This is a genomic window from Neisseria sp. P0006.S009, assembly GCF_051962915.1.
GTDB classification, from domain to species: Bacteria; Pseudomonadota; Gammaproteobacteria; order Burkholderiales; family Neisseriaceae; genus Neisseria; species Neisseria subflava_E.
On the sequence record NZ_JBQCUV010000003.1, the window covers coordinates 1 to 26,721 of the forward strand.

Annotated in this window: 22 protein-coding genes and 3 tRNA genes; 9 read left to right on the plus strand and 16 right to left on the minus strand. The window is 51.3% G+C overall.

The window, feature by feature from the left end:
- Positions 1-282 precede the first annotated feature (282 nt).
- Together uvrB and ACTHTK_RS06090 are read left to right on the plus strand one after the other, a co-directional pair.
- Positions 283-2,310, plus strand: a complete 2,028-nt coding sequence (uvrB, locus tag ACTHTK_RS06085) for an excinuclease ABC subunit UvrB (RefSeq protein WP_107723963.1) — start codon at positions 283-285, stop codon at positions 2,308-2,310.
- Positions 2,311-2,334: 24 nt separating this feature from the next.
- Positions 2,335-2,916: a hypothetical protein gene (locus ACTHTK_RS06090; protein WP_107723964.1), complete on the plus strand. Its 582-nt coding sequence runs from the start codon at positions 2,335-2,337 to the stop codon at positions 2,914-2,916.
- A 553-nt stretch (positions 2,917-3,469) separates the two neighbouring features.
- Here ACTHTK_RS06090 and xth read toward each other — a convergent pair.
- From xth to ACTHTK_RS06110, 4 genes are all read right to left on the minus strand, one after another.
- Positions 3,470-4,240, minus strand: a complete 771-nt coding sequence (gene xth / locus ACTHTK_RS06095) for an exodeoxyribonuclease III (protein WP_440378496.1) — start codon at positions 4,238-4,240, stop codon at positions 3,470-3,472.
- Positions 4,241-4,407: 167 nt separating this feature from the next.
- Positions 4,408-4,686 carry a metalloregulator ArsR/SmtB family transcription factor gene (locus ACTHTK_RS06100; RefSeq protein ID WP_314595703.1) on the minus strand — a complete coding sequence of 93 codons (279 nt, stop codon included), beginning with the start codon at positions 4,684-4,686 and terminating at the stop codon, positions 4,408-4,410.
- A gap of 415 nt (positions 4,687-5,101) precedes the next feature.
- Positions 5,102-6,883, minus strand: a complete 1,782-nt coding sequence (locus ACTHTK_RS06105) for an extracellular solute-binding protein (RefSeq protein ID WP_440378497.1) — start codon at positions 6,881-6,883, stop codon at positions 5,102-5,104.
- 99 nt (positions 6,884-6,982) lie between these two features.
- Positions 6,983-8,185, minus strand: coding sequence for a YihY family inner membrane protein (locus tag ACTHTK_RS06110; protein WP_440378498.1), 1,203 nt, complete (start codon positions 8,183-8,185; stop codon positions 6,983-6,985).
- Between the two features lie 99 nt (positions 8,186-8,284).
- Between ACTHTK_RS06110 and wrbA the strand changes: the two genes are divergently transcribed.
- Together wrbA and ACTHTK_RS06120 are read left to right on the plus strand one after the other, a co-directional pair.
- On the plus strand, positions 8,285-8,890 hold the full coding sequence (gene wrbA, locus ACTHTK_RS06115; protein ID WP_440378499.1) for an NAD(P)H:quinone oxidoreductase: 606 nt from the start codon (positions 8,285-8,287) through the stop codon (positions 8,888-8,890).
- Between the two features lie 211 nt (positions 8,891-9,101).
- Positions 9,102-11,279, plus strand: a complete 2,178-nt coding sequence (locus ACTHTK_RS06120) for a TonB-dependent siderophore receptor (protein ID WP_440378500.1) — start codon at positions 9,102-9,104, stop codon at positions 11,277-11,279.
- A gap of 190 nt (positions 11,280-11,469) precedes the next feature.
- Here the strand turns inward: ACTHTK_RS06120 and aroG are convergent, their stop codons facing one another.
- The 12 genes from aroG to folD all read right to left on the minus strand — a co-directional run bounded on the left by aroG (position 11,470) and on the right by folD (position 23,723).
- Complete coding sequence (gene aroG, locus ACTHTK_RS06125; RefSeq protein ID WP_440378501.1) at positions 11,470-12,513, minus strand: 3-deoxy-7-phosphoheptulonate synthase AroG; 1,044 nt, start codon at positions 12,511-12,513, stop codon at positions 11,470-11,472.
- A 278-nt stretch (positions 12,514-12,791) separates the two neighbouring features.
- Positions 12,792-13,469: a TIGR02117 family protein gene (locus tag ACTHTK_RS06130; protein WP_107723971.1), complete on the minus strand. Its 678-nt coding sequence runs from the start codon at positions 13,467-13,469 to the stop codon at positions 12,792-12,794.
- 209 nt (positions 13,470-13,678) lie between these two features.
- Positions 13,679-15,175, minus strand: coding sequence for a subtype B tannase (locus tag ACTHTK_RS06135; protein WP_199903879.1), 1,497 nt, complete (start codon positions 15,173-15,175; stop codon positions 13,679-13,681).
- Between the two features lie 290 nt (positions 15,176-15,465).
- Positions 15,466-16,941 (minus strand): surface lipoprotein assembly modifier, encoded by a 1,476-nt coding sequence (locus ACTHTK_RS06140; RefSeq protein ID WP_234394612.1) that lies wholly within the window; start codon positions 16,939-16,941, stop codon positions 15,466-15,468.
- Between the two features lie 156 nt (positions 16,942-17,097).
- On the minus strand, positions 17,098-17,469 hold the full coding sequence (locus ACTHTK_RS06145; RefSeq protein ID WP_107723974.1) for a hypothetical protein: 372 nt from the start codon (positions 17,467-17,469) through the stop codon (positions 17,098-17,100).
- A 172-nt stretch (positions 17,470-17,641) separates the two neighbouring features.
- Positions 17,642-18,364, minus strand: a complete 723-nt coding sequence (locus tag ACTHTK_RS06150; protein ID WP_432760676.1) for a M48 family metallopeptidase — start codon at positions 18,362-18,364, stop codon at positions 17,642-17,644.
- 38 nt (positions 18,365-18,402) lie between these two features.
- A complete protein-coding gene (locus ACTHTK_RS06155; RefSeq protein WP_070826336.1) occupies positions 18,403-19,134 on the minus strand; it encodes a lysophospholipid acyltransferase family protein in 732 nt (243 codons plus the stop codon).
- A gap of 71 nt (positions 19,135-19,205) precedes the next feature.
- Positions 19,206-19,784 carry a D-glycero-beta-D-manno-heptose 1,7-bisphosphate 7-phosphatase gene (gene gmhB, locus ACTHTK_RS06160; RefSeq protein ID WP_039863836.1) on the minus strand — a complete coding sequence of 193 codons (579 nt, stop codon included), beginning with the start codon at positions 19,782-19,784 and terminating at the stop codon, positions 19,206-19,208.
- A gap of 11 nt (positions 19,785-19,795) precedes the next feature.
- Positions 19,796-20,248: a DUF7832 domain-containing protein gene (locus tag ACTHTK_RS06165; RefSeq protein WP_440378502.1), complete on the minus strand. Its 453-nt coding sequence runs from the start codon at positions 20,246-20,248 to the stop codon at positions 19,796-19,798.
- Positions 20,249-20,341: 93 nt separating this feature from the next.
- Positions 20,342-21,583 carry an aromatic amino acid transporter gene (locus tag ACTHTK_RS06170; protein ID WP_300480460.1) on the minus strand — a complete coding sequence of 414 codons (1,242 nt, stop codon included), beginning with the start codon at positions 21,581-21,583 and terminating at the stop codon, positions 20,342-20,344.
- Positions 21,584-21,712: 129 nt separating this feature from the next.
- The gene (locus ACTHTK_RS06175; protein WP_300480463.1) at positions 21,713-22,786 is read right to left on the minus strand and encodes an AI-2E family transporter; all 1,074 of its coding nucleotides are present in this window, start codon (positions 22,784-22,786) and stop codon (positions 21,713-21,715) included.
- A gap of 85 nt (positions 22,787-22,871) precedes the next feature.
- A complete protein-coding gene (folD, locus tag ACTHTK_RS06180) occupies positions 22,872-23,723 on the minus strand; it encodes a bifunctional methylenetetrahydrofolate dehydrogenase/methenyltetrahydrofolate cyclohydrolase FolD (RefSeq protein ID WP_300480465.1) in 852 nt (283 codons plus the stop codon).
- Positions 23,724-23,929: 206 nt separating this feature from the next.
- On the opposite strand from folD, the gene ACTHTK_RS06185 reads away from it, so the two are divergent.
- From ACTHTK_RS06185 to ACTHTK_RS06205, 5 genes are all read left to right on the plus strand, one after another.
- A tRNA-Pro gene (locus ACTHTK_RS06185) sits at positions 23,930-24,007 on the plus strand.
- Between the two features lie 27 nt (positions 24,008-24,034).
- Positions 24,035-24,111: transfer RNA gene (locus ACTHTK_RS06190), tRNA-Arg, on the plus strand.
- 9 nt (positions 24,112-24,120) lie between these two features.
- A tRNA-His gene (locus ACTHTK_RS06195) sits at positions 24,121-24,196 on the plus strand.
- Positions 24,197-24,458: 262 nt separating this feature from the next.
- Positions 24,459-24,962, plus strand: a complete 504-nt coding sequence (locus ACTHTK_RS06200; RefSeq protein WP_004520955.1) for an adenylyltransferase/cytidyltransferase family protein — start codon at positions 24,459-24,461, stop codon at positions 24,960-24,962.
- Positions 24,959-26,719, plus strand: coding sequence for a bifunctional biotin--[acetyl-CoA-carboxylase] ligase/type III pantothenate kinase (locus ACTHTK_RS06205; protein WP_440378503.1), 1,761 nt, complete (start codon positions 24,959-24,961; stop codon positions 26,717-26,719). The genes ACTHTK_RS06200 and ACTHTK_RS06205 overlap by 4 nt, the downstream gene beginning before the upstream one ends.
- Positions 26,720-26,721: the final 2 nt, after the last annotated feature.

The window sequence follows — 26,721 nt, forward strand, 5'->3', positions numbered from 1 at the left end:
AGGGCAGCTGTACGGACGGTGAGGAGATATTTAGGGGCAATGATGCGGAGTGTAAGCCTTTTATGGGGTGACAATAGAGTGGAAAGGAGATAAGAAAGTAAAAAGGACGTGCACAGGCACGTCCTGGGAGAGGGTAGTTTAATTGTCCAGCTAACACAACCAACCTCAGTTAGCTAAGGAAGGAGAAGAAATATTTAGTCTTATCAGATTGGCACACTATCAATTTTCAGACGGCCCTTTGTTATAATCTTCTCTTTACCTGAATATAAAACAGGCTGTCTTATGGAAGTCATCCAATACCCCAATTCTCCGTTTAAACTCCACCAACCCTTTCCCCCCGCCGGCGACCAGCCTACTGCCATTGCCGACCTGCTCGAAGGGCTTTCAGACGGCCTGGCCTACCAAACCCTGCTCGGCGTAACCGGTTCGGGCAAAACCTATACCATGGCGAACGTCATCGCGCAAAGCGGCCGCCCCGCCATCATCATGGCGCACAACAAAACCCTTGCCGCCCAGCTCTACGCCGAAATGCGCGAGTTTTTCCCCGAAAACGCGGTGGAATATTTCGTCTCCTACTACGACTATTACCAACCCGAAGCCTATGTGCCCAGCCGCGATTTGTTCATAGAAAAAGACAGCGCGATCAACGAGCACATCGAGCAGATGCGCCTTTCTGCCACCAAAAACCTGATGACGCGCGACGACGTGATTATCGTCGCCACCGTGTCCGCCATTTACGGTATCGGCGACCCGACCGAGTATCAACAAATGGTGTTGTCCGTCAAAGAAGGCGACACCATCGAGCAGCGCGACATTATCGCCACGCTTGTTTCCATGCAGTACGAACGCGGCGATTTGGATTTTAAACGCGGCAGCTTTCGTGTGCGCGGCGACGTGATCGACGTGTACCCCGCCGAAAGCTCCGAAAACGCCTTGCGCATCAGCCTGTTCGACGACGAAATCGACCGCCTCGATATGTTCGACCCGCTTTCAGGTAGCCTTATCCAACGCGTCGGCCGTTACACCGTCTTCCCGTCCAGCCACTACGTTACCCCGCGCGATACTGTATTGCGCGCCTGCGAGTCCATCAAAGAAGAATTGCGCGAACGCATCGAATTTTTCGCCCGCGAACAACGCCCAGTCGAACAGCAACGCATCGAACAGCGTACCCGCTTCGACCTCGAAATGCTCTACGAAATGGGCTTCTGCAAAGGCATCGAAAACTATTCCCGCCACTTCTCTGGCAAAAAAGAGGGCGAACCGCCTCCCACGCTGATGGACTACCTGCCTGACAATGCCATCATGTTCATCGACGAAAGCCACGTGACCGTTACCCAAATCGGCGGCATGTACAAAGGCGACGCATCGCGCAAGCAAAACCTGGTCGACTACGGCTTCCGCCTGCCTTCCGCCCGCGACAACCGCCCGCTCAAATTCCACGAATTTGAAAAAGTCATGCCGCAAACCGTCTTCGTTTCCGCTACCCCCGCCAAATACGAAGAAGAACACGCCGGACAAGTGGTCGAACAAGTCGTCCGCCCCACAGGGCTGGTCGATCCCCAAATCATCATTCGCCCCGTCGCCACCCAAGTCGATGACTTAATGAGCGAAATCAACGACCGCATCCAAAAAGGCGAACGCGTGCTCGTTACCACCCTCACCAAACGCATGGCGGAACAACTCACCGACTATTACAGCGAACTCGGCATCAAAGTGCGCTACCTGCACAGCGATATCGACACCGTCGAGCGCGTTGAAATTATTAGAGATTTGCGTCTCGGCCTGTTTGACGTACTCGTCGGCATCAACCTCTTGCGCGAAGGCTTGGACATCCCCGAAGTCTCTCTTGTCGCCATCCTCGACGCCGACAAAGAAGGCTTCCTGCGCTCCCACCGCAGCCTGATTCAAACCATAGGCCGCGCCGCGCGTAACGTGAACGGCGTCGCTATTTTGTACGCCGACAAAATCACCGATTCCATGAAAGCCGCCATCGACGAAACCGAGCGCCGCCGCGAAAAACAGATTAAATTTAACGAAGAACACGGCATCGTTCCGCAGCAGATTAAAAAACAGGTCAAAGACATCATCGACGGCGTGTACCACGAAGAAGACAGCGGCAAAGGTCGTCTGAAAGGCAAAAACAAGGTCAAAGTCGGCGAAATCCACAACGAAGAAGACGCGATTAAAGAAATCGCCAAACTGGAAAAAGCTATGCAGCAGGCAGCTAGGGATTTGCAGTTTGAAGAGGCTGCTGTGTTGCGGGATAGAATTCGGGGAATTAAGGAAGGGTTGTTATTTGGAGTAGAGTAAATAATTAGAGAAAGGATATAAAGTATGAAAGACTATATTAATTTAATATTTTTCCTATTAAGCAAAAAAAATATAAAAAAGTTCTTATTGGGAGAATTAGAGCCAACGCCAGAAGAGTTAAGTATCATTCAAACCTATCTTGAAAATATTAGACCGAAATTGTTGCAAGAAAATAAACCTAACTTGATACAGCAAATAGAACAACAAAAGGTGCCTTATTTAAAAGAATTATCAATAGTTGAATTAGATTTTTTATTGTCTAAGAATATTCAACTTCCAGAACTGCTAAAAATAATTTTTGCTAAAGGTGGCATGGCAAAAGGCATTGCAGTAATTGAATGGGATGATACTTTGTTGTGTTATAAAAAACGAAAAGTCTCATTTATAGGGATTAAATTAATCTTTGGTATTTTAGCTGTTTTTGTAATAATTTTATTTATTAATATATTTAAATCATTTAATTGGTCTCAAGGAGCTATTACTTTAGGTGTGGTTTGTTTAGTTATTTTTGTTTTCTTTCCTATTTATGGATTGTTGGGTAGTGAACAACAAATCCAAAAAGAAATTTTTAGTTATGAACAATATAAGCCATTTATTAAGGAATAAATTATTGAGTAAGCACAAGGTAGCCATTTATTAATCACGCCCCTACCTGCTGGCTGTAAAATACATTTATAGAACCATATTTTTAATATAGTCATTTCATAACTGTATCAGAGCATCTTATTTGTTTATTAATACTATTGGATTGAGACCTTTGCAAAATTCCTTTTTCTCCCAACAGTCGAAACCCCAACACAGATTTTCGGCTGTTTTCACTCCAAATATTCACTGATTCTACCCAAATACCCCCTCAATTTTCTCCGGATACCAGATAATCAGCAAGCCGTAGCCTGCATTCTTACCAACCGCGTGCGTGGCTACGCTACATACTACCTGCGGATGGTACAAACTTTTAAGGCCGACGTAGCGGTTTGTTGCTATGATACGGGAGTTCCGATATACAAGGGTGTGTGCGGTACGCACGCACGCGTTTTTTGCTGTTCAAACCATTGTTTCAAATCTTCAGAAGACCTCAAATGTCATCTGAAAACTTTTAGAATAAAGGCCGTCTGAAATCCAATTTTCAGACGGCCTTATTTTTTCTTAATTCAAAGTGTTAGCAGTCAAACTCAGCAATCACCGGCGCATGGTCGCTGGGGCGTTCTTGGGCGCAGGTTTCTAGGTCGACGGTAACGTCGGTAAGGGTGGCGGCGAGTTCGGGGCTGGTGAGGATATGGTCGATGCGCAGGCCGAGTTTGCGTTGGAACATGGCGCCGCGGTAGTCGAACCAGGTGTAGAACGCGCCTTCGGGGTGGACTTTGCGCAGGCTGTCGGTCAGGCCGAGGTCGAGCAGGTTTTTAAACCATTGTCTTTCGATGGAGGAGCAATGGATTTTTTCATGCCATTTTTCGGGGTCGTAGCAGTCGGCATCGGCCGGGGCGATGTTGAAGTCGCCGAGCAGTACGAGTTTGGGGTGGGTGGCCATTTCGGTGCGGACGAACTCGGTCAATGCAGCAAACCATTGTTCTTTGTATTGGAATTTGGGGCTGTCCAGGGCTTCTCCGTTGACGCAATAGACGTTGATGACGCGTACGCCGTTGATGGTGGCGGCGATGACGCGGCGTTGCGGGTCATCGGGGAGGGCGGGAAGGCCGCAATGTACGTCTTGTGGCTCGTGGCGGCTGATGATGGCGACGCCGTTATAGGTTTTTTGGCCGCTCCAGACGCAGTGCCAGCCCATCATTTGCAGGGCGGCGGCCGGGAATTTGTCTTGGTCGAGTTTGAGTTCTTGTAAGGCGAGTATGTCGGCTTGGTGGTCGGCCAGCCAGTTTTGTACTTGGGGCAGGCGGACGTTGAGGGAATTGACGTTCCAAGTGGCGATTTTCATGATGTTTCCGTGTGTGCTGTTGGGTGGGAAGGCGGCGGATTGCGCCTGTGGGCATGGGCGGTATTGTATAGCGGATTGGTTTATTTTTCGATATGGGCTGAAAGGGGCAGGCCGTCTGAAAGCTGATGTTTCAGACGGCCTTGATGTTGCGATGTGGAATCATTTGTTTATTCGGCTTGGTCTTTGAGCATGCGCAGGGTATTGAGGATGATGGTGGCTTCTTCGGAGATGAGGCGGTATTCGATGATGCGGTGGTAGCGCGTGAAATCGATGATGCCTTCGGTGCGCAGGCGTGCGAGGTGGTTGGCGATGCCGGTCGGGGAGGAGTCGAGCGCTTGTGCCAGTTCGGTAATGCTGCGGTCGCCGTCAAGCAGCAGAAAAAGAATGGCCATACGTTCGGGGTTGGCAATCAGTTTGAGAATGGTAGAGAGACGCTTGATTTCCATATTATTGTTCCTTTTGTCTGTTATATGAATGCTTGATTTAGGTTAAATTTGGATGATTGTGGTTTTTATTAAGATTAACCTTATAATTCAAATTCTTACCTTGCAGTGTACACGGTTTTGTAAAATTTGAGGGCATTGTTTTGCAATTTTTTTGTTCATTTTCGATATTTTGCTTCGGTTGCGAAAATGGATTGAAAAGAGACGAAAAGGACGTCTGAAATGTTCCGTTGCAGATGATTTTGCTGACGGATGTTTCAGACGGCCTTTGATTTGGCTTTAAGTTGTTTTTTCTTTTATGTTTGTTTTGAATCAGCCGATTGATTGTTTTTAAACAAACAAATAGGTTTTATGATTCTATGCTTAAGACCACACGCCAAGGGCTTGTCAGACGCTTGGACGTGTTGTCGAAATGCGACTACTTTTTCTTCCAGCCTGCGGTCATGGCGAAGGTAATGGGGTCGTAGTATTTCGGCAGCTTGGACGGAATGCCGACATCGTTACGGTACACGACGCGGTAGCGGTCGGCGAACCAGTTTGGAACGATGGTGTATTGGTGGCGGATCAGTCGGTCGAGCGCGCGCGAGGTGGTTTGCAGCTCTTGGCGGTTGGTAAAGCTGTTGAAATGGGTCAGCAGTTTTTCAACCGCGGGATGACAGACGCCGGATAGGTTGCGGCTGCCTTCGGTTTTGGCGGCGGCGCAGCTGAAGTAGTCGTATTGCTCGTTGCCGGGGCTTTCGCTGTTGCCGTAGTAGCCGGTGGTCACGTCAAAATCGAAGTCGTTCATGCGTTTTTGGTACACGGCGGAGTCGGCGGTGCGCACGTTCATGGTAATGCCGATTTTGGCGAGGTCGCGCTGCCATTTTGCGGTAATACGCTCGTAGTTTTTGCTTGGGGCGAGGAATTCAAAAGTCAGCGGTTTGCCTTGTTTGTCGACTGCTTTGCCGTTTTTGTATTGATAGCCGCCTTTTTCAAGCAGGGCGCGTGCTTTGAGCAGGTTCGGGCGCACGCCCAGTTTGGGGTCGGTAACCGGCGGCATAGGGACGTCTTGATCTAATACGCCGTCGGGCAGCTTGGTGCCCAATGATTTGAGCAATGCGGTTTCTGCACGGTCGGGCTTGCCGGTTGCGGCCATGGTGCTGTTGGTGAAAAAGCTGTCGGTGCGGCGGTATGCGCCGTAGAAGATGCGGCTGTTGACGCTTTCGTAGTCGAAGCTTTCAATCAAGGCACGGCGGACGTAAATATTGTCCAAGGGCTTGTGGCGCATATTGATGACGAAGCCTTGCATGCCTGCGGTGCTGTTTTGTACCCATTCGTGTTTGGATAGATTACGTTTTTTGAGGACTTCGTCGGAGTAGGCGCGCGCCCAGTTGCGGGCGACGTTTTCTTGTACGAAGTCATATTGGCCACCTTTCAGCCCTTCGATGCGGACAACTTCGTCTTTGACGTATTTGATGCGGATGTGGTCGTAGTTGTAGCGGCCTTTGCGCACGGGCAGATTTTGCGCCCAGTAGTTTTTGTCGCGGACAAACTCGCTGATGCGGCCGTTTTCAGCTTTGGCAAAACGGTAGGGGCCGGAGCCGATGGGTAGGCTGTTGGGCGCGGCGGCCAGGCCTTTGGGATAGCTTTTATGCGAGAAGACGGGCAGGCTGCCGAGAATCATGTGCAATTCTGAGTTGCGCTGCTTGAAGCGGAACACGACGGTGCGGTCGTTGGGCGTTTCTACTTTGGCCACGTCGCTCCAGTAGAAGTGGTACATGGGGGCGGCGGCTTTGTCTTTGGTCAGGATGTTAAATGAAGCGGCAACGTCTTTGGCCAAAACGGGATCGCCGTTGTGGAATTTGGCTTTGGGGTTGATTTTGAAGGTAACGGAAAGACCGTCCGGCGCCAGGGCGATGTCTTCGGCAATCAGGCCGTAAACGGCGTAAGGTTCGTCCATGCTTTGCTCGGTCAGGGTGTCGAGCGTCAGCATACTGATGCCGTATTCGTGGTTGCCTTTGAGGGTAAAGGGGTTGAGCGTGTCAAAAGCACCGAGGAAAGGCGTGGTAAACGTGCCACCTTTTGGGGCGTTGGGATTGACGTATTCGAAGGCGGTGAAGTTGGCCGGATATTTGGGTGGTTGGCCAAGGCCTACGCCGTGGGCGGCAAAGGCGGCAGATGGAATCAAACCAAGCAGAGAGAGTAGGGCTGGTGTTTTCATCTATTTTTCCTTGTAGGTCGAATGTAGTATTCAGTAGTGTGCCGATTATAGCAAAGGCCGTCTGAAACTTGATATTTTTGGTTTCAGACGGCGTCAGGTTTAAGAGGATTGTTTTTTCGTATGGGCGCCGAACTCGGCAAGCGTCATGTTCAAGGTTTCCAAGCAGGGCTGCATAATGTGGTCAACCGTTTGATTGACCTTATCTTTATTAAGCGTTTGCGGACGGTAGACGAAGAGTTTGAACAGCTCTGCCAAGTCGATGGACTCCGCCCCCATTTTCAAGACCCAGCCCTGACGGCCGGAATAGACATAGCCGTGTCGCGCCAGTTTTTCCAAAAGCTCGCCCAATTCGTCAAAGCCCATATTGATATGCCGTCTGAACTCTTGCACCGGCAACGCCTTGCCGTTTTGTTGGGCAGAATCGAGCAGCAACAGGATTTTCAATACATCGTCAAAGCGGCCGCGCGCATCCAGACTGCGGCGGAACGCTTCGCCGCGCCAGTAGGACAGGGACGAGGTCAAAACCGCGCCGCCCAATACCAGCGTCCACAACAGGTTGAGCCACAACAGGAAAAATGGTACTGCGGCAAATGCGCCGTAAATTGATTTGTAGCCGTCAAAGTTGCCCATGTACCAAGCGAATAAAAAGCGTGCCGTTTCCAAGCAAAACGCCGTTACAGCCGCGCCGACCAAAGCATGGCTGGCAGGCACAAAACGGTTGGGCACAAAGCGGTATAAACCCCACAGCAGCACCGTAATAAATGAAACCGTAGTGATAACCCTCAGCCATTCCGAGCCGCCCACTACTTGCACCTGACCGATCACGACCGACAAGCCCACGCCCAAAGACAAAGGCCCAAACGTCAGCAACGCCCAATACACCAAAAACTGCATCATCCAAGGCCGTTGCGAATTGACGCGCCAAATCCGGTTGAACGCATTGTCTATCGTCCGAATCAGCATCAGCGAGGTTACGACCAACATCACACTACCGATCGCCGTCAGCTTGGTGGCCTTATCACGGAACGCATTGATGTAGTCGAACACCATATCCGCGCCCTGCGGCACAATGGTGCGGTTGATAAAAGAGACAAATTCCCCCGACCATTGGTCGAAAACGGGGAAGGCCGAAGCGATGACGACCATCACCGTCAACACGGGTACCAAAGCCAAAAGTGTCGTAAACGTCATGCTTGCCGCCACCTGCGGCACACGCTCCTCATCAAAACGGCGCATGACAAACCAAGCGAACGCCACGCCTTTACTCTTTAAAAAACCTTGCCACCATTGCGAAAACGGCATAACCTTTTCCCACTTTTAAATTGAAATTTCTTCTTTTCAGACGGCCCGAGTATTTAAAAGGCCGTCTGAAACCTGATAGCATTGTAACGGAAACCCCAAATGAACCCAAATCCTCTGAAAATCCTCGTTCTCTTTTATTCCCAAAATGGCAGCACGCGCAACCTTGCCCGCCAAATCGCGCGCGGTATCGAAAGCGTGGACGGTTGCGAAGCCGTGTTGCGTACCGTTCCCAAAGTTTCCACCGTTTGCGAAGCCGTTGAAAAAGACATTCCCGACGAAGGCGCGCCCTACGCGACTGCCGACGACCTCAAAAATTGCGCCGGCCTCGCGCTCGGCAGCCCGACACGTTTCGGCAATATGGCTGCCGCGATGAAATACTTTATCGACGGCACCATTCCCCTTTGGCTCGGCGCAGAACTCGTCGGCAAGCCTGCCACCGTATTCACCAGCACATCTTCGCTGCACGGCGGCCAAGAAAGCACCTTGCTAACCATGATGCTGCCCCTGTTGCACCACGGCATGGTCATCAGCGGCATCCCATATACCAAGTCCGCGCTCAGCAATACCCAAAGCGGCGGCACACCTTACGGCGCAAGCCATGTTTCCGGCCACGACAGCAAGCCGGCATTGACTGCCGAAGAAAACGATATTGCCTTTGCACAAGGTAAACGTTTGGCAGAATTGGCACGAAAATTGGCAGACTGATTACCTTGTAATAAAAAGATTAAGGCCGTCTGAAAACCTGATGATGCGGGTTTTCAGACGGCCTTTCTAGTTAATTATGATTAGTCTTAAAGAAATATTTTTAATGAAACAAACTACTTAGAAAATAGTGATTAGAACATAGTTTCATCGGACTACATCTTTTTGATAGAATCTGCGACCAAATTGTAAAGATAAGCTAATTGGAGAGGCTATGTCACTACCTGTATTTCCCTATGGCAAATTAAGCTTTGCCGTCAGTCTGGCGCTGTGTTCGGCGTATTCTTTCGCAACCGAAGTAGAAAATACCCAGCCGCAAGAACGTGTCGATTTACCGACAGTTACCGTCCAAGGTGTCGGAAAACAGACTACTTCCAACTACACTATTCCTGCTTCCTCTGCCGCAACAGGCATCCGCCTGACCCAGCGCGAAACGCCGCAGTCCTTGTCTGTCGTTACTGAAAAACAAATGGACGACCAAGGTTTGGATACCTTGCAGGACGTGTTGAAACAAACGCCGGGCGTGTTCCACAGCAAAATGGGCAACAACGTATCCGGCCACAGCCAATTTATTTCGCGCAGTCAGGCGATTGACAGCATTTCCGTGGACGGTGCGCCCAAGTTCCTTTACGACGGTAAAGCCATCCGCCGCGGCACCAACAATCTGGACAGCACGTTGTACGAACAAGTCGTCGTCGTACGCGGCGCAAGCGGTTTGTCCAACGGTGGTATGGGCGAGCCGGGCGGTACGGTTGCGTTGGAACGCAAAAAACCGACTGCCAAGCCTGCCGTCAGCGTAGAAGCCGGTGTCGGTTCGTGGAACCACTACCGCTTCGTCCTTGATGCCAATCAGCCTTTGAATGCAGACAATACCTTGCGCGGCCGCGCTATTTTGGTCAGCGACCATGGAGGCGATTACCTGCCGAACACATCGCGCCATAATCACACTTTCTACGGTACTTTGTCTTACGATATCACGCCGCAAACCCAATGGCGCCTCGGTACGGAAATACACCGTTTCCGCAATACCGGCAGCTCGCGTTTCAGCTATCTGACAGCAGCAGGTTCGCGCCGTACTGGATTCATACCATTTGAGTCTTCGCCGCGCAGCAATTCGTCCGCACGCTGGGCATACGGCAAAGACACCAGTGCCGAAGTGTTCACTTCCCTCAGCCATGAGTTTGACAACGGCTGGAAACTGACAGGCGATTACAGCCATGTTTCGGGTAAAAACGACATCGTTTCAGGCATTGCCGGTACTTTTGTCATTAATTCCGATTACTCCGCGCTCTTTACGTCTGACCGCGACCGTAGCAAATACCGCGATCAGAATTTTGCACTGGCCTTGGACGGTCATTATCCGGCGTTGGGCCGCTCACATGAGTTCAATGCGGGCATCAGCTATCAGGACAACAAAGAAAACCTGTCTTTCTACGAAGAAGGCGAATCGACGATTCCTGATTTGCGTAAATTTGACGGCAACATCGCCAAACCCGATATGCCATATCTTCGCGATGGATTTTCACGCATGAAAAACCTGTCGGTTTACGGCTCGACCCGTTTCAAACTGACCGACAAGCTTGCCTTTATCGGCGGCAGCCGTTTTGTGGATTGGCGTTACCGTTACAGCACCAGCCGTAACAAATTCGCACACAGCAGCCACAAACAAAATGTTTTCATTCCTTATTTGGGCGTAACCTACGACATCGGCGACAATCTGACTGCCTATGCGTCTTACACCACCATTTTCCGTCCGCAAGTGCGTTACCTGACCAAAGACGGCGCGGCGCTCAAACCACAACGCGGCAAAACCTACGAGACCGGTTTGAAAGCATCATGGTTTGAAGGCCGTCTGAATGCTTCCGCCTCCGTCTTTATGAACAAACGCGACCATTTGGGCGTTGTTGCAGGCAAATTCGCGAATGGCGAGGAATACTACCGCGCAGCCGACAACACCACAACAAAAGGCGTGGAACTCTCTGTCGGCGGCCGCCTGAGCGACAAATGGCTGCTGAATGCGTCTTATGCACGTTCCAAAATCAAAGACAGCGAAGGGGTTCAACTGCATCCGTCTTATCCGGTTCATCTGTTCAAACTCTTTACCGCGTATGACGTGACAGACCGTTTGAACCTGGGTGCCAACGTCAACTGGCAAAGCCGCAGCCACACACTGGACGAATACCCTGCAGACATCAATCCGGCTGCCGCAGCCGCATTGACCCAACGTCCGTACGCAACGCTGGATTTGACCGGTCATTACAAAATCGGCAAATCCACCCGCATCAGTTTGGACTTTGAAAACGTCTTTAACAAACGTTACCGCACCATGCCGGATATTCACGTTTACGGCACTCCGCGTAGTGTGACTGCAACGGTTAAACACACGTTTTAATTGAAAAGAAAAGTAGGAGAGGCCGTCTGAAAACCTGAATGATCGGGTTTTCAGACGGCCTGAATATTTTCTAACATATTGTTTTGATGTCGAACCTGACTAAAAATTGCTCGGGATCTTGAGCAAAGAAATCAAAATGACAGACGTAAAAAAGACCGGAACATATCCGGTCTTTTTAATGGTTTCGCACTTACGCTAGGTAACCTTTCGCTTCGGCAAGCAGAGCCAACAATTCTTCAGTCGTATCCCAACCGATGCAGGCATCCGTAATACTTTGACCGTAAACCTCTGGCTTGTCCTGACGTCCTTCAACCAAGTGGCTTTCCACCATCACGCCCATGATGTTCTCTTCACCGGCTTTCAGCTGCGCCGCAACATCGCGAGCTACATCCATTTGTTTGCGGAAGTCTTTACGGCTGTTGGCATGGCTGCAGTCCACCATCAGTTTGCTGCTCACGCCGGCTTTTTGAAGCTGCGCAACCGCGTCTTTAACGTGTTCTGCGCTGTAATTAGGCTCTTTCCCTCCACGCAAAATCGCATGGCAGTCAGGGTTGCCGCTGGTGTGGACAATCGCGGAATGACCGGCTTTGGTTACAGACAAAAAGTGGTGCGGATGATTGGCGGCACCGATGGCGTCGATGGCGATTTTCAGATTGCCGTCCGTACCGTTTTTAAAACCGACAGGGCAGGAGAGGCCGCTGGCCAATTCGCGGTGTACCTGGCTTTCAGTCGTACGCGCACCAATCGCGCCCCAAGAAATCAGGTCGGCGTAGTATTGCGGCGTAATCATGTCCAAGAATTCAGTCGAAGCAGGCATGCCCATTTCGTTCAAAGTCAGCAACAACTGACGCGCTTGGCGCAGGCCGTAGTTAATGTCAAACGTACCGTCCAAGTGCGGATCGTTAATCAGACCTTTCCAGCCAACAGTTGTACGCGGTTTTTCAAAATACACGCGCATTACAATCAGCAGCTCTTTCTCATATTTTTTGCGCAAAGGCAGCAATTTTTGCGCATATTCTACCGCCGCCTTAGTATCGTGAATCGAGCATGGGCCGATAATGACCAGTAAACGGTTGTCGCGGCCGTGAACCAAATCCGAAATCTCATGACGCGTTTTATAAACTAAATTGGCAACCTGAGGCGTAACAGGCAGCTCATACAAATGTGCGATTGGAGGGAGTAACTCTTTGACTTCTTTGATCTTAATGTCATCGGTAGGGTGGTGTTGGGACATGATGGACTCTCTTGTTTATTTTTGATACAGGTTACAGGTTTTAGCAGAATTAAACAAGGCTTAGTTTTTTGTTTTAGCAATTTTATTCTAAAATTTCTTTATTTTAATTATTTTATAGAATTTAAAATCAGTTTGTTTATAAAAATTAATATTTAATGCTATTTAAGAATTTTATTTATATAATAAAGGGTTTTGGGGTTTTATCAAAATACAGGCCGTCTGAAAATGTTCAGACGGCCTGAAGTCTTACATAGACCAAAAATTGAGAAGCGTGAAGGCTATCGATATTGTTCCAGCAAGGGCGAAGAGAAAGGAGTCCAATACACGCCTTTAAGGCCGCTTTCAACCAATTTGTCATTCAACCAAGTGTTACAAGTATTGAATAAATGATAGCGCCCTTTGGCTTCGTAAAAAGCATCGTTAGATTGATGATGAATTCCTTTTAGCAAGATGGGGTGCCCATTTTTTTGTTGAAAACCGGCCAAGAGCGATTTTGTTAAATTCCTGTATTGCTCAGGCGTGACCAAAAATTTGACGACGTGGCTATTTTCTCGTGGTTCAAAAGGATAATAAGTAACATGAATCAGCGTACGGTTCAGCCCGCTTAATGCACCTAAAGCATTGGAGAAAGTCAAATCTTTCCACTCAGGCGTGTATAAATAAAAATTGCGCTCCCCCCAGCCTAAACCGATATGCGTTATTTGAGGATTAGTAGAAAGCGTGTCTTTTGGATTGACGACATTCGACCAATCAAAAATATCATTCTTCAGCGGCATGACTACATCAGTATGCACGCCGTTACTGACTAAAAATAAAGTAATTTCCCCTTTGGGCTGCTCTTCATTAAGCGGCAATGAAGCCATCATCCAAGCAGACAAAAAATACAATAGGGCAAAAATAGGGATAATCAGCGCTATTTTGCCGATTTTTTTGAGGATGTGAAGGAAGGAACGCATTCGTTTTTTTTAAAGGCAATTAAGTTTGAAGGTGTGTATTTTCCATTAAATTTGTACTTTTTTCATTAGAAATGAATAGATGGTATCTTGCGACTAATGATAAAAATGGTTGTTTAACTTGAATAAAAAAAGGCCGTCTGAAATATTCAGACGGCCTTTTTCCAATTAAAACGGGATACCAAATCTCATCTCAATCCATGTTGGAACGCTTATTTTGCAGAGCTGCTGACCTGTTTCATCCAGGCAAATAGTTCGTCCAAGTCATAATCGCCGCCGTGGCCGACATACCAAGGCAGGGCGTAGTCAACGGTTTGGCCGTTGTTTTGCAGTTTGGCGGCTAAGATGGCGGAGACTGCCAGTGAGGTGTCGCGGTCGTTGGTGCCGACGCGGATGCGCCAGTTTTGCGGCAGATTTACGCCCGGTTTGCCGATGTAGTTGAGCGGGTTCATGATTTTGATGGTTTCTTCATCTGCGATTTCGGCGTTGGCGGCGGTGTTGTGTTGCATGGAGAACGCGGTGAAGTGGCGTTTGTCGACGGTATTGGTGCCGAAGAGTTGGTTTTCGCCTGTGCTTAAATCTACGCCGTCAAAGGCCGGCGGTGTTTTTTGGCGGCCGGCGGCTTTGGCGTAGGCATCGAAATCGACGGAGACGACTTTGCCTTTGCGGACGGTCAGCCAAGTGCGGTCTCTTAGGTCTTTGCCTGCATCAAGCTGGGCTTGTGCGGATTGGGCAATTAAACCGGCAATATGGTTTTTAAAGCTGCCGTTGCCTTGGGCGTCCAGTGTCAGGGGTTTGCCTTCGGGGGATTTCAGGTTCAGGCTGTTGAGGTATGCGGGGTATAGGGGTTTGAGGAGGTCGGACAGTTTTTTCTCGTTATCGGTCAGTGTACCTGCGACCAGCTCGCGTTTGACGCGGTAGTCGAGCATGGAAATGTTCATTTTTTTGTAGTCGTTGATACCGTTGAACTGCCATTCGTAAGCCATGTCGGCATGGTCCAAATCGGTAATCGGACAGTAGGCGGATACGGCGAAAACTTTGTCGCTGCCGTCTGCCGCTCCTAAGGCTTCGAGGTGGTTTTCGTAATCTTTTTGGTCGGCTGTTGCGCCTAAGAGGGCGGACATTGCGCCGCCTGCGCTTGTGCCGTTGGAAATGATTTTTTCGGCATCGCCGGGCATGACTTTGTCGTTGGCTTTCAGGTAACGGACGGCGGCTTTCAAATCAACGATAGCGGCAGGTGCTTTACCGGTGGGTTCTGTCCGGCCGCGTGCGCCAGGGGATGCGACGACGTAGCCTTTGGAGAGGGCAACCAGGGCGGCGTTGGGCGATTTTTGGCCGTCTTCAGGCTCGCCGCGTTTGCCTTCTAAAGCAGGTTTGCCGGGTTTGGCCGGCATATAGCCGCCGATTTGGTTGGGCAGGAAAATCGGTGCGGTTTCGGCGTTGAAACCGTCTATCTCACCGCCGTTGTAATAGGCTTCGGGTACATAAATATTGATGATTTCGTAACGGGTATCGACAGGATTGCGGACGTAAACTACGCCTTCGTAAGCGCGGAATTTAACCGCCTGACCGTTCACTTCGATGCTTTGTTCGGTGTATTTTTGTTTGGAGAAGTCTAGGTCGTAGGTGTCTGCGGTTTTGACGGAAGCGCAGGCGCTCAATCCCAGCGCGACAGAAACGGATAAGAGGGTTTTGTTTAGGGCGTTCATCATCATACTTTCTGAAGAGGTGAACGGATATGATAACCAATACTCAGGCCGTCTGAAACACCAAGTCGGGTTTCAGACGGCCTGATTTTTTTGTAGCGTTATGCGGTGTTGTACGTTACGTTTGTAAGGTAATATCGGTTTGAATTTTATCTATTTGATAAATATGAATTTAATAAGGCGTTGTGCCTTAAAAAATCTATTGATTCGGTATCTGTAAAAGTTTGAATCTGTCTTGTAAATCAGTATGCAGAACAGGCATTCTTGCTTTCTTCACAGATTGGTTCTGCTTGTCAGAACGTTTTGCTCAATTCGACAAACATTTTGGTTTTGCCGTATTCGTAGAACTTGTCGTTGCTCCATGTTTTGTTGTGGGCAATGGTCAGGCGTGGGGTGATGCCTTTGAAATGGAGGGCGCGATGCCATACGCTCAGGGAGGCGGAGGCTTCTTTGTCGCGGCGGTTTTGTTCGTTGCTGAAGAAGCTGGGGGCTTGGTAATGGCGTTGGGCGGCGCTGAGGCGTAGGACGGTGGAGAGGCCTTTGGGCCATTCTTGTCCCCATGTGGTGCGCAGGGCGTAGCGGTTGAAGCTGTCGCTTTTGTCGTCGCGGTTGCGTTCGCGGTAGAGGTCGATACCGGCTACCCAGTATTGGCGCGCGTTGCGGTAGTACACGATGGAGTTGCTGAGCAGTTGGCTGGTATTGTTGGAATGCTCGCGGCGGCTGTTTTTCAGACGGCCTGCTTCAAATGCGCTGAGGGTTTGCAGCTTGGGTTGCCACCAATGGTTGTAGTGGAGGCGTGCGCCGTTGGTGTAGGTGTAGGGGTCGTTGCCGTAGAAGCGGCGTTCGTGGAACGGGGTAATGCCGATATCGTTGTGCTGGTCGGCATAGCCGATGCCTGCTGAGAAGCGTGTGGTGAGGTCGTTGTAGTTGGTGTGTTTGGGGTAGATTTTGCCGTAGTGGTCTGCGCCTGCCGTGGCATAGAAGCCGCGTGGCAGCGACCATTTTTTTTCTGCACCGATTTGGTAATGGATGGCGGTGGCATCGATGGGTTCGGGGAATGTCCAGCCTCGGAAGCAGTCGTCGTCAGGATAGGCAAGGCGCACGGCGCGGCATTGTTCGTCGTTCAGGTGGTTGCCCAGACGGCGTTGGCCGGGAGCTTGGTTAATGTTTTGTTCGCGCGTGATGTTCAAGCCGGCGTTGAATTGCCATGAGTCGCGTTCGCGTAGGGCTTTGCGGTAGGTTTCGAGGCGTTCTTGCAAGGCAGGAGGGAGGGATTCGGTTTGCAGTTTGTCGAACTGGTCGGCTGCGGCTTCGTTTTGTTTGTCTTCAAACAAGGCGGTTGCAAGCTGCCAGCGGACGGCGGAAGCATCGGGCTGCTCGGCGATAAAGCGGCGGTAATAGCCGACGGCTTCGGCGGCGCGCCCTTCAGATTGGGCAAGCAAACCTTTGGCATAGCGCGCCATGGCGCGGTCGTGTTCGGGCCATTGTTCGTAAATGGGCAAAACGGCTTTGATGCCGGGGATGTTGTGGGCGACGACGGCGGAATACATGACGCGTGCCAGTAATTCGGTGTTGGCAAGCAGGGTGTCGGCATCGACGTTGATGATTTTTTCAGACGGCCTGTTTGTCTGCTCGGCAGGGATGTTGTGCGTTTCAGGCTGTTGGGGTTCGGCTGTGTTGACTTGAAGCTCGGGTTTTACGTCAGGCGGCACATCGGCGGCTTGAAGGGAAAGGGGAAGGATGGCGAGGAGGAGCAGACGTTTTTTCATGGCAATGTTTGGAATGTTATCGGTATAAGTGGGCAGATTGTACAATGTTTTGAGTCGGAAATTTTGTAAACCGATTGCCATTTTATCTGATAAAGACGACAAAAGGCCGTCTGAAACCTGATGGGATTTCAGACGGCCTTTGTTTGCGAGTCGGATTTAGTTTTGATCCAAGTCCAAATCGGCTTTGTATTCGATACGGCCTTGGCCTTTGTCTTCGATGGAAACGTCCAGCTCTTGTTTGCCGCGTTTGAATTTCAGATCAGCATCGTCGTGTTTGATTTCAGACTCAACCACATGGAAACCTTTGCTACGCGCGTGGGCGATCACTTTTTTGGCCAAGGAAGGAATGGAATTGCGTTGGCCGGAAAGTTCGGCTTCGTATTCAAATTCGCCGTCGCCTTGATGATCGGCTTTGATGGTGTGCGCGCCATCCGGACGGTAAATTTCGGAAGGCAGCGGGGAGGCGAATGCCGTGGCGGAGAAAAGAGCCAAAATGCCGGTGGCCAGTAACGATTTTGCTTTGGTCATCGGTTTTCCTTTCTGAAAAGGGTTTTGAGAACGAAATCATCTTATCGGCATGCCTGAGGGGGCGGCAAGCGGATAAACCTGATTTTACGCGCGGCTACATGATTTGTTTGGAGGACGTTGATTCTTTGCTTTGGGCTGGTGTTTGCTTGCAGAAAAATGCTGCTGGAAAGACTTAGCCGAGGCGGAACAATTCGCTGCCGTGCGCCTTCAGCCATTGTTTGGCTTGGTCGACATGCGGCGTGAGCGAGTGGGTTAGAGCCCAAAATGCAGGGCTGTGGTCGGGATGGCGCAGGTGGGCGAGTTCGTGCAGGCAGACGTAGTCGGCGACATATTCGGGCGCACCGATGAGCCGCCAGTTGAGGCGGATGCCGGTGGTGTGGCGGCAAACGCCCCAGAAGGTTTTGGCGTTGGAAAGGGAAATGGCGCTCGGGGTTAGGCGGGTGTTTCGGATATGGCCTTCGAGGCGTGGCAGCAGATATTCGTGTGCACGCTCGTGCAGGAAGCGGCGCAAATGGATGAGTTGGGCGGCGTTTTCTTTTTCGGGCAACAGAATTTCAGACGGCCTGATTTGGATGTGGTTTGCCGTGTGGATGGACAAAGCCGTCTGAACGCCTTGATACCAAATCCATTCGGGAAGTGTGTCGGTGGGTGTTTGTCGGGCCGGTGTCTTGTTTAGGGTACGGCGCAGTAGGGCTTCGTTGTCGTTCAGCCATTGGGTAAAGGTGCGCTGGGTAACAAACGGAGGGATGTTGATGCTGACGGTATCGGCGGAAACGGGGCGCAAGATGAGGTTTTTCTTGGCACTGCGTTTGAGCTGGATATGAATGGTCAGGCCGTCTGAAAGGGTGTGGGTATGGAGGTGGGGCATGATGTTGAGAAAAATATTGGACGGCATGGAAAGGGTGGGTATAGCGGTCCACCCGATGGAATGATTTATTTGGTTTTGGGCGCGAACGGGCCTTGTCCGGTAATCAGGGGCTGTTGGCTTTCGATCCATTGCTCGCATTGGGCCATGAGTTCGGCTTCATTGCCGTTGTTGTGGGCAATGGGTTTGCCGATGATGACGCTGACTGTGCCGGGGTATTTGAGGAAGGAGTTGCGCGGCCAAAACTCGCCGCTATTGAGTGCGACGGGGACGATGTCCATCTCGAACATTTTTGCCATGCGCGCGCCGCCGAGCTTGTAGCGGCCTTTTTCACCGGGCGACAGGCGTGTGCCTTCGGGGAAAATGGTAATCCAATAGCCTTCGTTTTTACGCGCAAGGCCTTGTTCTAAGAGTTGTTTGTTGGCTTCGCGGCTGTTGCTGCGGTCGATGCCGATGGTTTTAACCAGCTTCAAGCCCCAGCCGAAGAAAGGGATTTTGAAGAGCTCGCGTTTGGCAACATAGACTTGCGGCGGAAAAATCTCTTGCAGAGCGAGGGTTTCCCAGCCGCTTTGGTGTTTGGCGCAGATGATGGCAGGGTGGTCGGGAATGTTTTCCGCGCCGCTTAAGGTGTAGTTCAAACCAATGATGTGCTTGAGCGACCAGTTGAGGATACGCACCCAAACTTGCGCCATTTTGTGCGCGCCGCCTTGAAAGGGCAGGGCAAGCAGCATAAAGGGGAACAGCAAAATAATGCTAGAGGAAAGGATGAACCAGTAAATCAGGTTGCGGATAATCAGCATATCGGGGGAAAGTCAGTCGTTTGAAGGCCGTCTGAACACCGTTGTCGGCAGTTTTCAGACGGCCTTGTCGTTTATAGGATGGCTTGCGCGGCTTCTTCGATTTGTGTGTTTTCACGCATGATGTATTGCGAGAAAGCGAGCAGGTTGTCGAAGACTTGGGTGTGCTCGGGCAGGTCTTGCTCGTGTTTGGCCAGCGTTTTTTTGCCTTTGCCGGTCAGGACGAGCGCGGATTTGCCGCCTGCGGCATCAATGGCTTGCAGGTCGCGCAGGCTGTCGCCGACCAGCCAGGTTTCGGCGGCATTGGCCTTGAAGCGTTCGATAATGTCGATAATCATGCCGGGCTTGGGTTTGCGGCATTCGCAGTTGTCAACGGCGGTATGCGGGCAAAACCAAATGCCGTCGATGGTGCCGCCTGCTTGAACGGCAAGGCGGTGCATTTTTGCGTGCATTTCGGTCAGGTCTTGCACGGTAAAGTATTTGCGGCCGATACCGGATTGGTTGGTGGCCACGGCGATGGTGTAGCCTGCCTGCGTTAAAAAGGCGATGGCATCCATGCTGCCTTCGATGGGAATCCATTCGTCAACGGATTTGACGAAATCGTCGCGGTCTTGGTTGATGACGCCGTCGCGGTCGAGGATGATGAGTTTCATGGTGTGGGCTCTTATTTTTCTGCTTTCAAACTGCTTTTCCATTTTTCAAAGGCCGTCTGAAAAACGGGTGTCAGTTTGGCGAAGGTTTCCGGGGTGTTTTTGACGTGGTAGAAGCCGCCGAGCGAGGGCGTGTCAAGGGCGAGGACGTAGTCTTCCATAAATGCGCCGTAGCCGTCTTCTTCGTCGGTGTAGTAGAACTCGGTAAACCGTTGGCCGAGTTCGGTAAAGTCGTCCGCCGTCAATGCGCCGTCCATGTGTTTGAGCAGGAAGTGCCGTCCGCTGATTTTGCCCGAGGTCATGGCGGCGAAGTCGGCTGCGGTTTCTGGGGCGGTTTGCCAGACGGGTTTGACGAGGCCTGCCTGTGCCGCCCACTGCCAGTACATGCCGATGTGGGTGGCGGCGTTTTCAGGCGGGAGCTGGTCGGGATAGTCTTCGTCGAGATGGAAACGGATATTGTCGTACATGGACGGTGTTCGTTGGGGGAAAGGGGGTATTGTAGCGGAAAATAATGAATTAGGCCGTCTGAAAGAGGGTGTTTCAGACGGCCTTAAGGGAATTTAACCTTTAAATACGGGAACGAGCTCCAGTTGGCTCAATATTTGGGCGGCAATGTTGATGATGCCGAAGAGGAAGACCCAAACCATCAGCCAGAATCCGCCGTAAACTTTGTAGTTTTTGCTGACGCCGAATTTATGTCGCGAGCGGTAGAGCAGCATGGCGGGGATGATGCCTGTCCAGATGGTTGCGGCCAGGCCGACGTAGCCGATGGCGGTAACGAAGCCGGTAGGGAAGAGCAGGCAGGAAATCAAAGGCGGCAGGAAGGTCAGTGCGGCGGTTTTGGTACGGCCGGAAATGCTGTCGTTCCATTTGAAGATGTCGGCGATGTAGTCGAACAGGCCGAGCGTTACGCCGAGGAAGGACGTTGCGATTGCCATGTAGGAGAACAGGGTCAACACTTTGTCCATATTGCCGGTTTGGGCGAACTTGGACAGCGTTTCGATCAGGACGGAAACTTGGCCTTCGGCGGCGATAACCGGTGCGAACTCGCTGCGCGGCAGGTTGCCTTGGATGGCAATTTGCCAGAGGATGTAAATCACAAGCGCAATCAGCGTACCCGACCACAGGGATTTGGCTACTTTGGGCGCGTCGCCTTTAAAGTATTTGAGCAGGCTGGAAACGTTGCCGTGGAAACCGAATGAGGCAAGGCAAACGGGCAGGGCGGTAGCGACATAAATCCAGTAGCTGGTGCCGGCAGGGGCTTGGGTGTCAAACAAGACAGGCATTTTGGCATCGGCAATCAGGCCGCCGGTTGCCCAAATAAATGTCAATACCATGCCGCCGATGAGGATGCTGGTGAAGCGGTCAACCAAGCGTGCGGATGCCCAAACACAAAAAGCGAGGATACCGAAGAAGACGAGTTGGCCGACGGAGAGCGAAATTTCGCCGCCTACCGCGCTGCCGATGCCTTTGGCGGTCAGGTCGCCGCCGACGAAGATGTAGGCGTAGGTGAGCAGGTATAAAACGAAAGCGACGGCAACGCCGTTGATGACGTTCCAAGCCGGGCCGAGCAGGTCTTTGACCATGGTATCGAAGCTGGCGCCGTGCGGATAATGGGTGTTGACTTCCAAAATCATCAGGCCGCTGGAGAGCATGGAAAACCAGGTGTACAGCAACACGGCCAGCGAGCCGGTAAACCATACGCCGGAGGTGGCGGTCGGGTTGGCAAGCATGCCTGCGCCGATAACCGTACCGGCGATAATCATCGCGCCGCCGAATAGGGAAGGGGTTTTGGTTGACATTGTTTATCTTTCTTCTAGAAATGCGTGGCTGCCATTATGCCGTAAAGTGTAAGAAAAGGTAAAGCAAAGGCCGTCTGAAAACCCGATTGTCGTTTTCAGACGGCCTTTGATGTGTATAAATGCAACTGATTAAATCAATTTTCGCAGTTTCAATTCGTTTTTCAAATAGGCGTAATAAACCGGCGCGACGATGATGCCGCCGATGCCGAAAATGCGTTCAAAGACGACCATCGCCACCAGCAATTCCCATGCGCTGGATTCGATTTCCGAGCCGATGATTTTGGCGTTGAGGAAATATTCGAGCTTATGGATGACAACAAGGAACACCAGCGAGGCGAGTGCGACGTACAGCGATGCGCCGAGGCTCAAAATAATAATGATGGTGTTGGAAATCAGGTTGCCCGCCACCGGAATCAGGCCAACAATAAAGGCGACGATCAGGACGGTCATTTTAAACGGCAGCTCAACACCGAACAGCGGTAAAACCAAGTAAAGGTACAGGCCGGTCAGGAAGGTGTCGATCAGCGAGATTTTGACTTGGGCGAGGAACACGCGTTCAAAGCTGGTTTCAAAATTGATGATGCGGTGCACCAATTCGGCTTTAAACAATGGCATTTTGCGGCGGTTTTTACGCATTTTCAGGCGGTGGAAGCTGAGCATGGCGCCGATGATGATGCCGATGAGGATGTACACGAAGGACGTGATGCTGTTTTTACTGATGCGGGTCAGTGCGGCGCGGTATTCTTCAATCAGCTTGATTGCCGAGGCTTTGATTTCGGCCATATTGTTGGGCAGCATATTGAGAATGGCCGCAGGCAGGTCTTGGCTGTTTTTGGTGTCTTCCAAAATCGCCGCCAGCTTCGCCAACATAAAGCCGACATGGCCGCCGTGTATCAGGTGGTAAATGCCCAAAGACATCATCGTGATGATGCTGAACACGATGGCCAGCGTCAGCGTGGTGGAAATCAGGTTGATATTGTGCGCATTGAGCGATTTATGCAGCCGCGTGTTGCGCGGCAAAACACGGCGGCGGAGCTTGAGGATGACGCCGTTGGTGCGCGTAATAAAGATATAGGTCAGGATAACCGACAGCAGCAGCGGCAGAAAATGGTAGTGCAAGACAATCAGCAAGGCCAAGCCCATCAGGATATAGGAAGCATTGCGGAAAGTCAGGTTGTCGGAGTGGGAAGAGAGTAAGGACATGTGAAGCCAATAAGGTAAAAAGCAAAAAAAACAGGTCAGGCCGTCTGAAAAACCATGTTCAGACGGCCTAACTTAATGACAGCGATTAATCGTGCAATGAGGCCGCGTGTACCGTGTTTTCCAACAAAGTGGCAATCGTCATCGGGCCGACGCCGCCGGGAACGGGCGTAATCATGGAAGCACGTTCTTTGGCAACATCAAACTCCACGTCGCCGCACAGGCTGCCGTCGTCCAAGCGGTTGATGCCCACATCGATAACGACTGCGCCGGGTTTGACCCATTCGCCTTTAACGAAATTCGGAATGCCTACGCCGACCACCAAAATATCTGCGGCAGCAATTTCATCGGCAAGGTTTTGCGTGGCGCTGTGGCAAATGGTTACCGTCGCGCGGGACAGCAGCAATTCCAACGCCTGCGGGCGGCCGACAATATTGGACGCGCCGACGACGACCGCTTTTTTGCCTTTCGGGTCGATGCCGTAGGCTTCCAACAAAGTCATCACACCTTTGGGTGTACAAGGGCGCATCAGCGGCATTTTGACGACCAGGCGGCCGACGTTGTAAGGGTGGAAGCCGTCCACATCTTTATGCGGCTCGATACGTTCCAAAACCGCTTGGCTGTCAATGTGTGCCGGCAGTGGCAGTTGCACCAAAATACCGTCGACGGCAGGGTCGCCGTTCAATTCGTCCACCAGTTTCAGCAAATCGTCTTGCGTGGTTTCAGACGGCAGCTCATAAGAGCGCGATTCGATGCCGCTTTTTTGGCAGGCCAGTTTTTTATTGCGTACATAAACCGCGCTGGCAGGGTCGTCGCCAACCAATACCACTGCCAAGCAAGGCGTGTGCAAACCTTTTTCCTGACGCGCTTTTACCGCCTGTGCGACCGCCTCGATGCGTTGCTGGGAGATTTTTTTTCCGTCTATAAGTTGTGCAGCCATGATTTTTCCTCCTCAATTCAATAGGGATAAATATTGCGTTTAAATTATCGCATTTTTCAGACGGCCTGACACAAAAGAGTGACCCTGATTGCGAAACATAAAAATAAATAACGATTAAAAATAATAAGATAATCAAAAAATGAAAAAATAAAGCAAAGTAGGTGTTGACCGGGCTAAAAAGGGTCTGTATAGTTCAGGTCTTCAGTCGGGGCGTAGCGCAGCCCGGTTAGCGCATCTGCTTTGGGAGCAGAGGGTCGTGAGTTCGAATCCCACCGCCCCGACCACAAAATTCTTAGCACGAATCGGCATGAGCGCCCGTAGCTCAACCGGATAGAGCACCGACCTTCTAAGTCGGGGGTTACAGGTTCGATTCCTGTCGGGCGTGCCAATTTTTACGGTGGCTGTAGCTCAGTTGGTAGAGCCCTGGATTGTGATTCCAGTTGTCGTGGGTTCGAGCCCCATCAGCCACCCCAGATGAAAGCCTGCATATTGTATGCAGGCTTTTTTCCATTTATACCCGAATTTTACTTCAGATTTAATTGGGTTTCAAAAAAGTATTTATCAAACCGTTTCATCATGGCATCGGCAAAAATAGCATTTGCTGTGTTATCAAATATCAATGAATACGCAGTCAAGCCCGAATATTGTACCGTTCGGTATCTTTTTATGGCGTTTCGCCGTTATCCTTTATAATACCCCGATTATTTTCTGTTTCATTCCCAAAGGAACCGCATCATGTCCGAATGGCCAGCTCCAGAATTTGAATCCAAAATCTGTCCGCCCGAAAAGCTGGCGGAGCGTTTGGCGGCATTGCCCCGTCCGCTGGTGTTTACCAACGGCTGTTTCGATATTCTCCATAGGGGCCATGTAACGTATCTGGCGCAGGCGCGATCGGCCGGTGCGGCTTTGGTGCTGGCGTTGAATACCGATGCTTCGGTGCGCCGTCAGGGTAAAGGGGACGATCGCCCGATTAATCCTTTGGAAAACCGCGCGGCAGTGGCAGCGGCATTGGCGAGCGTGGATTTGGTCACATGGTTTGATGACGATACGCCGGCCGCGCTGATTGAAATGGTCAAACCCGATGTATTGATTAAAGGCGGCGATTGGCCTGTGGATAAGATTGTCGGTGCGGCCGAGACGTTTGCGCGCGGCGGCAAAGTATTTTCGATTCCGTTTTTACACCAGACTTCGACCACCAAAACTTTGGCGAAAATCCGCGAAGCCGGAGGAGGCGAATGACGGATTTGAACAGCCGCCATTGGGCTTTGCTCGCCGCGCTTTCAGACGGCCTGCCGCAACACGTTTCTCAGTTGGCGCGAGTGGTCGGTATGAAGCCGCAACAATTAAACGGATTCTGGCAGCAGATGCCGGGCCATATCCGCGGTTTGCTGCGCCAGCATGACGGGCAATGGCGTTTGGTGCGCCCTTTGGCTGTGTTTGCCGAAGAATCTCTGCAACAAATGGCCGGAAAACAGGGTTTTCGTGCGCAGTTGAAACACGAATGTTCGTCCAGCAATGATGAAATCATGGCATTGGCGCGCCAGTCGGCAGATTTGGCGCATAAGGCCTTGTGCGTGGCGCATTTCCAAACCAAAGGACGCGGACGGCAAGGGCGAAGCTGGGTCAACCGACAGGGTGAATGTCTGATGTTCAGCTTGGGCTGGGCGTTTGACAAGCCGCAGTATGAGCTGGGTTCGCTGGCGTTGGTGGTGGCATTGGCTTGCCGACGCGCGCTTGCCGATATCGGTTTGGACGTAAATATCAAGTGGCCGAACGATTTGGTCGTGGCCAACGATAAATTGGCCGGTATTTTGATTGAAACGGCGAGGGTAGAGAATAAAACCGTCGCTGTCATCGGCATCGGCATTAATTTTGTATTGCCGAAAGAAGTTGAAAACGCCACTTCCGTGCAGGCATTGTTTCAGACGGCCTCTAAGCAGGGCGTAAGCGTCAAAACCTTATTGAATGCGGTATTGGCGCAACTCGATGCGCTGTTGAACGAATACGCGCAAAACGGATTTGCGTCATGTGTCGGCGAATACAATGCCGCCAACCGCGACACAGGCAGGCCGGTATTGCTGCTTCAAGAAGGGCGCATTGTTCATGAAGGCGTAGTCAAAGGCGTGGATGCGCAAGGCGCGTTGCGTTTGTTGACCGACAATGGCGAGAAAACCATTGTCAGCGGCGAGATCAGCTTGCGCCCGGATAACCGCCCGGCACAACCTGCCGCGGCGAAACCGGAACGCTTTTTGCTGCTGGACGGCGGCAACAGTCAGTTGAAATGGGCGTGGGTAGAGAATGGCACATTTTCCGAAGTCAGCCGCGCGCCATATCGTGATTTGACCCAGCTGGGTGAAGAATGGCTGCAATTTGCCGATGACGATGTGAAGATTGTCGGTTGCGCCGTGTGCGGTTCGGTCAAAAAAGCGATGGTCGAAGAACAATTAACCCGTCCGGTCGAATGGCTGTCTTCCATGCCGCAGGCTTTGGGTATCCGCAACCATTACCGCCGCCCTGAAGAACATGGCTCCGACCGTTGGTTTAATGCGCTGGGCAGCCGCCGTTTTACGCAAAACGCCTGCGTCGTCGTCAGTTGTGGTACCGCCGTAACCACCGACGCGCTGACGGAAGACAATCATTATCTTGGCGGCACCATCATGCCCGGTTTCCACTTGATGAAAGAGGCGATGGCGCTCAAGACCGCCAACCTCAACCGCCCCATCGGCAAGGTATATCCGTTCCCAACCACAACGCCGAACGCCATTGCCAGCGGCATGATGGATGCCGTTTGCGGCGCGTTGATGATGATGCATGGCCGTCTGAAAGACAAAACGGGCGAGGGCAAACCGGTCGATATTATTATCACGGGCGGCGGCGCGGCCAGAGTCGTACAGGCGCTGCCGGAGTCATTCATTCATGACAATCAAGTGAAAATCGTCGATAATCTCGTGATTCACGGGCTCTTGCATTGGATTGCCCATCGCAACGGACAATAAAA

Excerpts from the sequence above, each read along its gene's own strand:
- folD (WP_300480465.1), bottom strand. The coding sequence starts at position 23,723 with ATGGCTGCACAACTTATAGACGGAAAAAAAATCTCCCAGCAACGCATC.
- wrbA (WP_440378499.1), top strand. The coding sequence starts at position 8,285 with ATGAACCCAAATCCTCTGAAAATCCTCGTTCTCTTTTATTCCCAAAAT.
- ACTHTK_RS06175 (WP_300480463.1), bottom strand. The coding sequence starts at position 22,786 with ATGTCCTTACTCTCTTCCCACTCCGACAACCTGACTTTCCGCAATGCT.
- ACTHTK_RS06145 (WP_107723974.1), bottom strand. The coding sequence starts at position 17,469 with ATGACCAAAGCAAAATCGTTACTGGCCACCGGCATTTTGGCTCTTTTC.
- ACTHTK_RS06100 (WP_314595703.1), bottom strand. The coding sequence starts at position 4,686 with ATGGAAATCAAGCGTCTCTCTACCATTCTCAAACTGATTGCCAACCCC.
- ACTHTK_RS06110 (WP_440378498.1), bottom strand. The coding sequence starts at position 8,185 with ATGCCGTTTTCGCAATGGTGGCAAGGTTTTTTAAAGAGTAAAGGCGTG.
- ACTHTK_RS06090 (WP_107723964.1), top strand. The coding sequence starts at position 2,335 with ATGAAAGACTATATTAATTTAATATTTTTCCTATTAAGCAAAAAAAAT.
- ACTHTK_RS06155 (WP_070826336.1), bottom strand. The coding sequence starts at position 19,134 with ATGCTGATTATCCGCAACCTGATTTACTGGTTCATCCTTTCCTCTAGC.
- xth (WP_440378496.1), bottom strand. The coding sequence starts at position 4,240 with ATGAAAATCGCCACTTGGAACGTCAATTCCCTCAACGTCCGCCTGCCC.
- uvrB (WP_107723963.1), top strand. The coding sequence starts at position 283 with ATGGAAGTCATCCAATACCCCAATTCTCCGTTTAAACTCCACCAACCC.
- ACTHTK_RS06105 (WP_440378497.1), bottom strand. The coding sequence starts at position 6,883 with ATGAAAACACCAGCCCTACTCTCTCTGCTTGGTTTGATTCCATCTGCC.
- ACTHTK_RS06165 (WP_440378502.1), bottom strand. The coding sequence starts at position 20,248 with ATGTACGACAATATCCGTTTCCATCTCGACGAAGACTATCCCGACCAG.
- ACTHTK_RS06205 (WP_440378503.1), top strand. The coding sequence starts at position 24,959 with ATGACGGATTTGAACAGCCGCCATTGGGCTTTGCTCGCCGCGCTTTCA.
- ACTHTK_RS06135 (WP_199903879.1), bottom strand. The coding sequence starts at position 15,175 with ATGAACGCCCTAAACAAAACCCTCTTATCCGTTTCTGTCGCGCTGGGA.
- ACTHTK_RS06150 (WP_432760676.1), bottom strand. The coding sequence starts at position 18,364 with ATGCCGTCCAATATTTTTCTCAACATCATGCCCCACCTCCATACCCAC.
- ACTHTK_RS06170 (WP_300480460.1), bottom strand. The coding sequence starts at position 21,583 with ATGTCAACCAAAACCCCTTCCCTATTCGGCGGCGCGATGATTATCGCC.
- ACTHTK_RS06130 (WP_107723971.1), bottom strand. The coding sequence starts at position 13,469 with ATGCGTTCCTTCCTTCACATCCTCAAAAAAATCGGCAAAATAGCGCTG.
- ACTHTK_RS06200 (WP_004520955.1), top strand. The coding sequence starts at position 24,459 with ATGTCCGAATGGCCAGCTCCAGAATTTGAATCCAAAATCTGTCCGCCC.
- ACTHTK_RS06140 (WP_234394612.1), bottom strand. The coding sequence starts at position 16,941 with ATGAAAAAACGTCTGCTCCTCCTCGCCATCCTTCCCCTTTCCCTTCAA.
- ACTHTK_RS06120 (WP_440378500.1), top strand. The coding sequence starts at position 9,102 with ATGTCACTACCTGTATTTCCCTATGGCAAATTAAGCTTTGCCGTCAGT.
- gmhB (WP_039863836.1), bottom strand. The coding sequence starts at position 19,784 with ATGAAACTCATCATCCTCGACCGCGACGGCGTCATCAACCAAGACCGC.
- aroG (WP_440378501.1), bottom strand. The coding sequence starts at position 12,513 with ATGTCCCAACACCACCCTACCGATGACATTAAGATCAAAGAAGTCAAA.